Annotated in this window: 1 protein-coding gene; it reads left to right on the top strand. The window is 49.4% G+C overall.

Features of this window, described 5'->3' with window-relative positions; genetic code table 11:
* Window positions 1–14183: hypothetical protein (locus HY807_10030; protein ID MBI4826738.1), on the top strand; the 14183-nt coding region annotated here is incomplete at its 5' end.
* Window position 14184 lies beyond the last annotated feature (1 nt).

The raw sequence follows: 14184 nt of genomic DNA on the forward strand, positions 1-14184 counted from the left end.
TAGCAACAGTGACCGGAGGCAGGAACGTAACATCAGCGGCAGCCGGAGCGATCAACGGTAACAGCGTAGCCGTAACAGGCACAAGCGGCAACGTGACATTGGCAGGCACAGTAACAGCCGATACCACGACAGTAGCAATAATAGCAGGCAACGACATCACAACCAGCAACACGGTGATAGCGCAGACGAGCGTAACAATGACAGCCGATGAAGACGCAGCGGTCAGCAATAACGTGACAGCGACCACAGGCAACGTAGATATCACGGCAGGCAGAGACATGGAGCAGACAGCGGGCCAGATCCAGGCGATAGCCGGTGGAGTGAGAGTGGTAGCAGGCAGAGATATTGACGTAATCAATATTGATGCCAATGCCAATAACTTCGGCACAGACGCTATCAAACTCACGGCAGACGGTAACGTAGGCATAACCGGGACCGGGCTTACAGCAACTGGCCCTGCAGGACTTAACATCTCAATAGACCCTGTTGACGTGGCAATAGGTGCGGCAGTAATGGCAACCGGTGATGTGACAGTAGTGGCAGACAACAATATCACAGTTACCGCAGCAGTAACAGCAGACAGTGACAACGACAACACAGGAAATGCAAACCTGACAGCTGATAATGATTCAAGCAGCGCCGGAGATTTCGTAAGCACAGGCGCAACGATAGTTGGAGAGAACGTAACAATAGGCGGATATAATGTAGCAGCAGGCGTTCTTACAGCTGACTTTAACGGAGTTGGAGACGGCGACGTAATAGTGAACGCGCAGAACAACGCGACCTTGAACGGTGCGGTGACAGGTGGAGATCTTGTAGGCGGCACAATAGACATCAACGCGGTAGCCGGCAATGCAGTGACCGCAGCAGGCGGGACACTTGACGCAGGCGGCGCGATAACAGTAGACGCTGGGCTTGATATAACGCTCGGCACAACAGTAGACAGCGAATTAGCCAACGTAGCGCTGACAAGCGGCAATGACACAGATATCAACGGCACAATAACAGCAGAGACCGGAGTGACGGTCAATGCCGACAACAACGTAAGCATAGACGCCAATATCCTTGCAGACGAAAACGGCGGCAATGACGGCGACGTAACGATCAATGCTGATGCAGACAACAGCAGTGCCGGTAACGTTACAATGGGCGACTTCACCATTTACGGCGATGACATCGAAATAACCGGCCAGAACGTACAGGTGGATGCGTTAACAGCAGATAACACAGGCACAGGCGTAATGAATGCAGCCGGAGATATCACAGTAACAGCAGATAACAACGTCACGCTGAATGATACACTTACAGCCGGGACAGACGCCTCAAGCGACATCGAAGTAAATGGTATAGAGGGCATAGTAACACAGCAAGGAGCCGGCAGCGACATGCTTGCAGGCGGTGATGTTACTGTGACAGGCGGAGCAGGAGTAGACCTTAACGGTACGGTTGGAAGCGGGACAACGATAGGAAATAACGTAACACTTGCTTCTGCCTTGGGCAGTATTGATACAGACGGAACGATAGATGCCGACAACAATGTAATAATGAGTGCAGGCCAGGATGTAACTGTAGCAGGTGATGTTACAGCAGGCGGGTTTATTAATATAGCCGGCGGCCACGACGTAACGACCACAGCATTGCTTGACACTAATACAAATGCCGGCACAACAATTACCGTTACAGCAGGACAGGACGCTGCACTTGACGAAATAGACGCAGAGGGCATGGTAACACTTGCTGCCGGACAGAACATGACGCTTGACGGCACGGTTGATTCAGCTACCTCAGACGTCAATGCCGGTGCAGGAGGCAATCTGGATATTAATGCGGCTATCGGCAGCGATCTCAACACGGTTAACGTAAACCTTGTAGCTGAAACAGGCCACATAATCACAACCGATACAATTGACGCTACAACAAACATCACCATGGATGCAGGTGAGGAGGTCACATTAGGCGATGATGTAACAGCAGTAGCCGGGCACGTTGAGATTGCGGCAGGCTGGGATATCGACATGAGCGGCAATAACATTACCGCTGCTACACATGTAGATATGTTCAGCAGTGACGGAGCCATAATCGGCGGCGGCGGGCTCATCACCGTACCTGACCTTGATATGGGCGCGGCAACCGGGATAGACGTTGATACAGATGTTACAACAGTGGAAGCGGTCAATACCGCAAGCGGCGATGTTGAAATAATTGAAGCGGATACGGTTTCCACAAACGGCCTCACGGTTGACGGCAACGGTGTTACAAACTCAGGCAACGGCACCGTAACAATTGATACACCTCTTGATCTCACAATAAACGCCGGGATATCTGCCGGAGGCAATGTTGACCTTGATGCGGATGACAATATCAACATTAATAGCACTTCCGTGACCTCTATTGCAGGCTATGTTGATTTGTATGTAGACAATAATAATATTGACATTTCTGATTCGTCGATTAACTCCGGAACGAATACCAGTATAGAGTCGGAGTATGATGTTGATATTGACAATTCAATTCTACGTGCAGGCACCAATGTTTACATCGAGGGCAGGAACGAGGATGTTGAGATCTATAACGGTTCTGACATAGGCGCAGGCACATATGTTGATATTTATGCAGATGACAGTATAGAGGTTCAGGGCTCTTCCAGAATCGATGCCGGCACTTCTGTATACATGGAGGCGACTGATTATGAGGTAATCGTAACTGACTCGGATATTGGCGCAGGTACGTATGTTGATATGTATTCTGGCGATAGTTCGGTTGAACTTTCAAATGCGAGGGTAACAGCCGGTGACTATGTCCATTTAGATGCTGATGAATATGTTGATGTTGTTTCCTCTGTCTTACGCGCGGGCACTTATGTCGAGATAGACGGCAGAAATGATAATGTTTATATTGACGATTCCGACATCGGCGCAGACACATATGTGGATATAGCTTCATGGAACACTGTGACAATTCAGAATTCTTCAAGCATTACAGCAGGCACATCTGTGTACGTTGAGAATACAAATTATCAGATCGATCTTCTTGATTCAGCTATTGACGCAGGCACTTCCGTGGATATGATAGCCAATGACGGCGACCTGACTATTGACACATCTTCGATAAATGCTGGCTCATATGCTGATCTGTACAGTTATTACAGGACTTATATTGTTGATTCAGACATTAACACAGGCACATATTTTGCCACATGGGCGGATAGCAGTTATGTTGAAGTTAATAATTCAACAGTTAAAGCAGAAGATTATGTTGATGTATATGCTGATACTTATGTTGATATAACTGACTCGGACATTGGTGCAGATACTGATGTTGATGTCTATACAAACTCCAGCTCTATATATATTGACAACTCTGTTGTCACTGGCGGAGGCCATGTTGATATATTTGCCAACAACGACTATATATATATGCTCGACACCCTTGTAAGGGCCGGTGAGTATGCTTCTGTAAGCGCTGACGGTTCAGTAGATATATACACTTCTGATATTAACGCCGGTGAGTATGCACAGATCTACTCAAACGCATCGTATGTGTATATTGAAGACGCCCCGATAACTGCCGGGACATCTGTAGATATAACTGCAGACACATCGGTTGATATCATTGGCTCAACCATTGATTCAAGCATCGGTTCGGGCACATATACAGAGATATATTCAAACAACAGTTATGTATATCTGGAGAATGCTCCGATAGCTGCCGGTACATATGTAGATATAGTCGCAGACGACTCTATTGAGTTAAATGCTTCTTCAATCACAGCTAACTCAGGAAATATTTCTCTGACATCATATAACAGTTATATTGATGCGTATTCAGGTTCGCCTCTTCTTGCAGGCGGAAGCGTTAATATTACGGCTGACACGAGCATCTGGACGGAAGATGATGTAACTGCCATAACCGGGCACATCGACATGGAAGCTAACAGTGGTGACATTGATGTTGACGGTAACCTGACCGCAGCTGACTATGTAGAGCTGACCGCTGATAATACTGTGAATTTAAACGGTGATATTGATGCCGGAGGATATGTTGATATTGACGCAGATGATGACGTTAATATCGATGCTGACATCACTGTTAACGGATCAAGCACGATCAATATAACAGCTGACTCAAACCAGGGCGGAGTTGGTAACCTTAATATCGCTCAGAATGACTTATCTTCAATAACGTCCATTGACGGCGATATAACGCTTCAGGGCGAGGACATCAATGTAGGCTCAGGCGCCAACACCGGCGTAGTAAGGACGGTTGGTAACGGCGACATAAAGATAACAGCCAATTATGAATTTGCGAATACCGCAGACTTAACCGGCGGAAGTTTCACTCTTGCAGGAACTGAGAGTGAGATAGACTCAGGCGGCTCCATAGATATCGACCCGCCGTTCGATGTAACCATCGGCGGAGACGGCATGCATGCTGAAGGAAATATTGACATCGTAGCGATAAACGATATTGATATAAATGCGCCGGTTAACAGCACCATGGCAGGCGATATTACCATGACGGCAGGCAACGACCTTCTGCTTTCTGATGAGGTCAGGACAACGGACACAGGGGATGTTACCCTTGAAGCCACAGCAGGCGTGATAGATGATGACGATGCTGGAACAGAAGATGAATATGTCGCAGGTGATACCGTTACGATGACCGCTGCAAACGGTATCGGTATTACAACAAGCGACATCGACATTGAGGCTAACACGATCCTTGCAGACACCACCGGTGCAGGCGCGGCCGGTATTGACATCGAGAACACGAATTCTCAGAGCACATTCACAACCCTTGCCACCGTGGGTACCCTTGCTGATATCAACTTTGACCAGACAGGCGGCGGCGGGCTTACGGTTGACTCTGCTACAACAACAGACGGTGATATTACAATAACGAATAACGGAGCATCTGCAACACAGGGCATAGACGCTATTATCATAGATGCCAATGGCGCGACCAGTGACGTGACTTTATACACCGATGCTGGCGGCATGATCCTGCGCTCTGTGCTTGCTGACGACGATATTAATATTATTGCGGATTACGGCGACATATCCATAGATGTTGTCGGCAACCCGTCTCCGATAGTGCTTGGAAGGGATGTAACGATCACAGCGACCAACGGATATATCGATGAGCTGGTAACTATGGTGCCGCCTGCGCAAACACAGGACGCTGCTGTTGATATAACCGGTGATGTTGTAACTCTCAGGGCAGGCATAGGCATCGGTAAGAAGTACGAACTTGAGATAGACGCCAATGTTCTTGACGCAACTACCTCTTCATCTTCAGGCGACATATTTATACTGGATCCGAATGATGTTATGCTGGCAAACGCAAGCACGGTTGATGGTAATATCACGATAACAGCCGGTGGTTATATCGACGTCAGGAATATCAGCGCGAACGGCCTCGGCACTGACATTACGCTCACCAGTCTCGGTACCGGCGGAACTGACCCTGCACATATATGGCTCAATAGTGCATTTGCTGATGATGATATTACAGTAACCACCTTTGATGTCGGCGGCAACATATATGTAGGAACAGTCGGAGACGCTGGCACAGACGACATATTTATGACAGCGACCAACGGCTCAATATTTGAACACAACGGTTCTCCGAACATACCTGTTCTGGTTCGTCCGCAGGATGGAGCTACTGACATCACAGGCGATGAGTTGACCCTTATCGCTTTGAATGATATCGGAGGGACAGGCGAGGCTGATATTGAAACGAGCGTGAGAACGCTGACTGCCGATTCAACTCTGCTTGGTGACATCATACTTACTGAAACGGACGATGGGACTTTAGGTAACAACGGTATAGTTCTTGAATCAGTTGACACCAACGACGGTGACATCATCCTTATAACAAACGGACTCGCCTTTGAGACGGGTGCTGCTACCACTGTAGTTGATGTGCAGTCAGACACAGGCAATGGCGACGATACGGGCACACATGACATATCTATCGATGCACAGTCAGGTGACATGGAGGTAAACTTCATACATTCTGATGATGATGTATATCTTGGAGCTACTGCCGCTGGCGGAAGGATAGTTGAATACAATACGACAGACCAGCCGCTTGGCGACCAGGATGTTGACATACAGGGCGAACTCCTCATGCTTGAGGCAGGAGCAGGAATCGGCACGGATGATTATGACAGGCCTGAGAACAGGCTTGACACGCAGGTCAATGAGCTGGCTGCAATAACGCAGAGCGGCGACATCAACATTGAGAACACAGGCGCGTTGACCATAGTGGATTCGTCAGTTGCATTCGGATTCGCAAATGACGGCGCATTTACCGGCCCTGACGGAGTGTCCATAACCGGCGGAAACGGCCTTGAGACAACAGATGACAATATTACAGTCATAGCCTCAAGCCCGCTTACGGTTGCATTAGGCGCTCCTGTTTTAGACGCAGTCGGCGGTGACATACTGCTCGTTGCGGACGGAACAACCGCTGCTGATATTATGACGATCAATGATGATATAACAGCATCAGGCGGTAACGGAAATATCACACTCTATGCCGGAAATGACATTATCCAGGACGCGGGTGTTGCAGGCGATGTAGCTGTCACCGCAGCCGGCTCAGGAAGCATCAGCATGTATGCCGGTGTTGATTGGAACGCCGGAATCCCGAGAGCAGGATATGCAGGCGCGGGATTCTCTGACATAACTATGGATGCTTTAGCAACCATAACAAGCGGAAGCGGCAATATTATGATGACCGCTACTGAGAACATAACCATCGGCGCTATCTCTACGGCTGGTGATGTAACCATCAGCGCTGACGATAACACTTACCTGCTTGGGAACAATGTCGGAGCTATAACAGAGGTTCTTGCCGCTGAGACAGCGGTAGTAACAGCTGATGACCTGATAATGAGAGCTGCGACAGGCATCGGTTCTGCCAATGACATAGATACCAATGTCAGGACAGTTCTTGCAACTAACTCAATAAGCGGAAACATAAATATTTATGAAGTAGGAACAGACAACGACCTGATCGTGCTTGGCGCGACCAATTCAACAGCAACTGCGGGCAATGTTGACATTCAGACAAATGACGGCACATTGACTGTAAACGGTGCGGTAAGCACAGCAGGACCGGCAAGCACAATAACCTTAATAGCTCATGACGCAAATACAACCAATGACGAAGACCTGAACATCAACGCGGCTGTCACCGCGGTAAACGGAACAGTGACCCTGACATCAGATACAAACGATGTCAACTTTGCAGCTGCCGGTGATGTTACAACAACCTCCGGATATGTTGATGTGAATGCAATGGGTGTTGCAGGCGTAGGCAGAATATTCATGGCTGACGGAGCTATGATCAACTCCGGTGATGATCTTATAACAATGGATGCAAGAGGCGACATAACTATCGGCGGCGTGAAAACCACCAATGCAACATCAACTGCTATCGTCATCACAACCACCGCGGGCGGAGTCATAGACGGCGGCGATGCTGACATTGATATTGAAGCTGACTCAGGCAGGGTGGTCATTGATGCTGTAACAGGCGTCGGTTCCACACTTGTTGACGTAGATCCTGACCCGGATGTTGTGAACCCCGCTGACGCGGCTCTTGAGACAGCGGTTGCTTCTATTGATGTGGATAACACCACGAGCGGCGATATCAGGATTGATGAAGTTAACGCCATAACCGTTATACAGCTTGATAATGATGCTGATCTCGGCGACATAGCTCTTACAGCAGGCGGAACGATCACGGTTGACGACGCTGCTGCAGGCGGCCTCGGCGTAATAGCTATAGGCGGAGATATCCTCCTTGATGCAAACGGCGCGACAAGCGACGTTATACTTGAAAACGTTGTAACAACAGGCACAGGTTCTGGCACGGGCGGCTCTATCACCATATCAGCTGACAACGATGTCATGCTTGTTGATACAGCCTCTTCAGACGGTGATGTGACAGCTCTTGGTGCAGGCAATGTAACAATTACTGCTGATGCTGACGGCGTTGCCGACGGTGCAAGCGGCCAGGTACATATGGACAACCAGATTCTGGTCAATGCAGGTTCAGGCCAGATAATCGTAAGCGCTGACGAGGACATCACTCTCGGCGGCCTGCTCACGACCAATGCGACTAACTCAACCGGCAATGGCGCGGTTGAACTTACAAGCACAAGCGCCGGCATAGTTGACGGAGGCGACGCCTTTGTTGATGTTGTTGCAGCAAGCGGCCGTCTCCTCACTCAGACAGTGACAGGCGTAGGCCGTGCAGGTTCAGCATCAGGCGGTGCAGCAACCGACGCGATCGAGACCACGGTATTAGGTGTTGAGATGGAGAATACCGTATCCGGTAATATTGACATTGCTGAGACCGATGCTATGAATATTTATAAAATAGTCCAGATGTCACCTGAGCAGACCGATAACAACGGCTTTATCAGGGTAGTGACCACTAACGGTACTATCACTGTGGTAGATAACAGCGATGACACAGAGCCTGTAATTATTGCGGTTGACGGAAGCGGCGTGGTTGACGGCGGCAGCGTCAGATTGACGGCAGGCGGCGCGGCTTCAGATGTTGTAATCAATGACGGTATCACTACAGAAGAAGGCTATGTGACAATTACCTCTAATGACAGCGTGACCTTCGGCAACACAGCAGGCGGGCGTAACGGATTTATCTCCTCTCCTGCTGAGGGTAATGTTTCTATAATTGCCAATGCCGACGGAGTCAGCGCAGCAAGCGACGGCGATAGAATATTTATGGCCAACGGCGCGACTATAACCTCTGGCACAGGCACGATAACGATGTCTACTGCCACAGGAATTGCCGGTGGGGATATAACGCTTACCGGTCTCAAGACATCAAACAACACTAATACAGCAGTTACGATAAATTCAGAAGCAGCTGTAATAGACGGCGGTGACACCAATATAGACATAGACGCAAACAACGGCCGTGTAGTGATTACTGCCGCAACCGGAGTAGGTAATGCAGCAGGCTCTGGAACAGATGTTGCGATCGAGACATCCGCAAATTCACTGGATGTTGAAAACGTAACAAACGCTACTAACACTGCGGACGGTGATATAAACATCGATGAGACAGATGATGTTACAGTCATCCAGCTTGACAACGATGCTACCAATGCTGACGGCGGCAGCGAAGGCGACATAAGGCTTACAACAGCGGGCAGCACCATAACGATCGCGGATGAGTCAGTCGGCGGCCTCGGAGTTGTTGCGGTGGATGGCGATATACTGCTTGACGCAAACGGCTCAGCAGGCTCTATATTCTCTTATGCTGCGATAACCACAGCCGGAGACCATGCCGTACAGATACTCGCTAATGACCATGTAGGCTTGATGGATGGAACGGCTGATGTGACATCTTCAGGCGAAGGCTCAGTGACGGTCAGGGCAAACGAGAACAACAATGACAGCGGCACCGGCAGCGTGTCGATGCATACAGATTCTTCGATCACAGCTGACGCTATCACAGTTAGCGGCTTCAATGTACAGGTAGATACGCTTACGGCTGATATTTCAGGCGGTGCGGATGACGGCACTATCGATATCGACGCAATATACAATGTTGTCCTCAATGACAACCTTACAGCCGGTCCCGGCACTTCAAGTGATATTCTCATTACTGCCGCAGAAGGGGATGTAACACAAACTGCAGGCAACATGCTGGCAGGCAGAAATGTAGATATAGACGGCAGGGAAGGCGTTACCCTCAACGGCACGATAGGAACAGGCACCGCTATCGGAAATGATGTGTTTATCGATTCTTCCATGGGGAGTGTTGACATCATTGACGATATCACTGCGAATGACGATATATTTGTAAATGCTGCGAACAGCATAGTCGTGGGAGGCGTCAGTGCTGACGCTGACATTACCGCTGATAATAATTTGAGCGGCGCCGGTAATGTAAATATGAACGCTGACACAGACTCAAGCAGTGCGGGAGATTTGACAATTTACAATAACTCAGCCATAACAGGCGAGCAGGTAATCCTGACAGGCCGCAATGTGACCTCAGATGTGGTTACAGCAAGGAATGGTTCAAACGCGGCAGGCACAATGATAACCATTTCCGGTGAGAATGATGTGACCATCAATGACAACACAACGGTATCAAGTATTGTGAACGGTGACATAGATATCACTGCAACAGAAGGCAGCGTTAATCAGACCGCTGGCACGATACTCGCCACAGACGGCGGAGTAGAGATATCAGCCGGAGATGACATTGATGTAATAGCAGTGACAGCCAATGCCAATAATATGACCGGCTCTACTAACGCCATCAAGCTGACAGCGGGCGGAGATGTAAATGTGAACTCCGGAAGCACCGGACTGGTAGCGGTAGATACCCTGGCTGTAATTAACCCGAATCTCAACATATCAATTGATCCGTGGAATGTAAATATCAACAGCGCGGTCTCTGCAAGCGGTAATGTAACAGTTGTTGCAGACAACAATATCACTGTCAATGCGGTAGTGACGGCAGATGCCGGAGTTGCTGACAATGTTGGTGATGTGGATATGAGAGCTGATATTGACTCAAGCAGCGCGGGCGATCTGGAATCAACAGCCCTGATAACCGGTGAGAACATCAGGCTTGACGGTTACAACATCAGGACGAGCGGAGTAGCGGCAGAACTTACGGCAGACAGGGCTGGAGACGGAGCCGGTAACGTAGATGTTAATGCACAGAACAACGCGACAATCGGTGATGCAGTTACAGCAGGCCAGACAAGCGGTACTATAGACATTGACGGAACAGAAGGCAATGTGACTACCGGAGCAGCGGGCTCGCTTGACGCAGGCGGAAACATAACGGTGACGGCTGGGCTTGATATCACGATAGGCGATTTTGTTGACACTGAGAATGACCAGGTGACGATGACAGCAGGCCATGACATCACGATCAACGACACAGTGACAGCAGAAGATGACGGCGGCGACGCAACCGGAAACGGCATAATCATGACCGCTGATAACAATGTAGCGATAAACGCAGACCTGACGTCAGATGAAGACGGCGGGAATAATGGTGACGTGAGGATAAGTGCAGACGCTGACAGCGACAGTGCGGGTGATGTTACAATGGGCGCGGCATTTACAATACGCGGCGATGACATCAATGTAAGCGGTTACAACGTGCAGGTGGACAGGATACTTGCAGACACCTCAACAGGTGTAGCAACCATGGACACGAACGGCAACATCACGATAACCGCAGAGAACAATGCGAGGATGGATGATAACCTTACAGCAGGCACAAGCCTTGGCTTGGCAGCAAGTGATATAACCATCACAGCAACAGAGGGTATGGCAACTCAGACCGCCGGTGATATGACCGCAGGCAGAGATGTCTCGATCTCAGGCGGAGCAGGAGTAGACCTCAACGGCACGATAGGTAATGTGACTAATATCGGGCGTGATGTGCTGATAACCTCAAGTATCGGTTCCGTTGATATTGACGAACTGATCGATGCAAACAGGCATGTGACGGTTAATGCTGCAAACAACATAGATGTAAATGGGATAGTGACTGCAGATGCCGGAGTTGCTGACAATGATGGCGATGTGACAATGACTGCTGACAGCGACTCAAGCAGCGCGGGCGATCTGGAATCAACAGATTTGATAACCGGTGAGAACATAACACTCAATGGTTATAACGTCAGAACGTTTGGAGCAGCGGCAGAGCTTACAGCAGACAGGGCTGGAGACGGAGCTGGTAATGTAACAGTAACGGCGCAGGACAATGCCACGTTTGGTGACGCTGTTACAGCAGGCCAGACAAGCGGTATGATTACTGTAACGGCAACAGCCGGAAACGCGATGACCGGAGCAGCGGGTTCGCTTGACGCAGGCGGAAATATAACGGTGACTGCAGGCCTTGATATCACGATAGGCGACTTTGTTGACACAGAGAATGACCAGGTCACGATGACAGCAGGCCATGACATCACGATCAACGACACAGTGACAGCAGAAGATGACGGCGGCGACGCAACCGGCAACGGCATAATCATGACCGCTGACAACAATGTAGCGATAGCTTCAGGTGTGGTACTCAGGGCTGATGAAGACGGCGGCAATAACGGTGATGTTGATATTGATGCAGATGCGGACAGTGACAGCGCAGGTGATGTGACTATGGGCGCAGGCTCTGTTATCTATGGCGATGATATCAACATAGCAGGCTACAATGTGCAGGTAATGACGCTCACCGCTGACAACACCGGAGCACCGGCAGTAATGGATGGAAACGGTGATATCACGGTACATGCTCAGAACAATGCCACATTTAATAACAACCTGACAGCAGGGACAAGCGCTGCCAGCGACATAGATCTGGATGCTGATGAAGGCTTCGCTAATCAGACGGCAGGTAACATGCTTGCAGGCGGCAACGTCTACATTAACGGCGGATCAGGGGTCAATCTTGACGGCACGATTGGAGCCACAACTGCTATCGGCATAGATGTGGATATCGAGTCAGCATACGGCTCTGTCTCAATAGACGGCAATATCACTGCGAATGACGATGTGTTTGTAGATGCGGCTAATAATATAGTCGTAGGCAACAGCGCAGATATCACAGCTGATAATAACCTGAGCGATTTAGGTGATGTTGTAATGAATGCTGATACAGACTCAAGCAGTGCCGGAGACCTGACTATCAATGATGACTCAACCATAACAGGCGAGCGTGTAACGCTTACAGGTTACAATGTGACCTCAGATGTGGTTACAGCAAGAAATGGTTCAGACACGGCAGGCACGAAGATAACTATAACAGGTGAGCATGATGTGACCATCAATGACAATACAACGGTAGTTAGCGCTGTCAATGGTGACATAGAGATCACATCAACACAGGGCAGCACAAACCAGACCGCCGGAACAATCCTTGCGACAAACGGCGGCGTGGAGATAGTAGCTGGCAAAGACATTGATGTGATAGAAGTGGTGGCAAATGCCAACAACATGCCTAATGCAGCCGGTACTCCAGGCACGACAGCTATCAAGCTTACTGCAGATGGAGATATCAGAGTAAATGCATCTGGCGTAACATACGGACTTGATGCAAGGGATGGCACGGAAGAGCTGAATATCGATATCGACCCGTATGACGTAACCATCAGTAATCAGGTGATTGCAAACGGCAGTGTAACAGTTGTGGCAGACAACAACATAACTGTAAATGACATAGTGACGGCAGATGCGGATAGTGACAATGCAGGTGATGTGGACATGAGGGCAGACATTGACAGCGACAGTTCAGGCGATTTCGAGTCAACAGCTCTGATAACCGGAGAGAACATAAGAATCGACGGTTACAATATAAGGACAAACGGAGCGGCTGCAGAGCTGACAGCGGACAGGGCCATAGACGGAAGCGGTAATGTTGACCTGAATGCACAGAACAACGCAACAATAGGTGATGCTGTACTGGCAGGCCAGACTGACGGGACAATAGACATTGACGGAACAGAAGGCAATGTGACAACCGGTGCAGCAGGCTCGCTTGATGCAGGTGGAAACATAACCGTTACAGCAGGCCTTGATATCACGATAGGTGATTTTGTTGATAGTGAGAATGACCAGATAACGATGACAGCAGGCCATGACATTACTATTAATGACACACTGACTGCAGAGGATGACGGTTCGGTCGTTACAACTGATGGAACCGGGAACGGCATAATCATAACCGCTGACAACAACGTATCTATAAACGCAGACCTGACGGCAGATGAGAACGGCGGCGATAACGGAGATGTGAGAATAGCAGCAGACGCAGACAGTGACAGCGCCGGTGACGTAACGATGGGCGACTTCATCGTACGCGGCGATGACATCAATGTTAGCGGCTACAACGTGCAGGTGGACAGGATATATGCAGACACCACGACAGGCACGACAAGGATGGACACCGCAGGTGATATCACGATAACTGCTCAGAACAACGCAAGGATGAGCGATGACCTCTGGGCAGGCACTGGCAGCGCGAGCGACATAGATATTGATGCTAATGAGGGAGTTGCCTGGCAGTCGGCAGGTAACATGCTTGCAGGAGGAAACGTCACTATAGACGGAGGGCTCAATAGGAAGCGGAACTGCTATCTGCACAATAGGCAATACGGTAGTGGGTAAT

It is taken from the genome of Nitrospirota bacterium (assembly GCA_016207885.1).
Taxonomy (GTDB): domain Bacteria; phylum Nitrospirota; class Thermodesulfovibrionia; order UBA6902; family UBA6902; genus JACQZG01.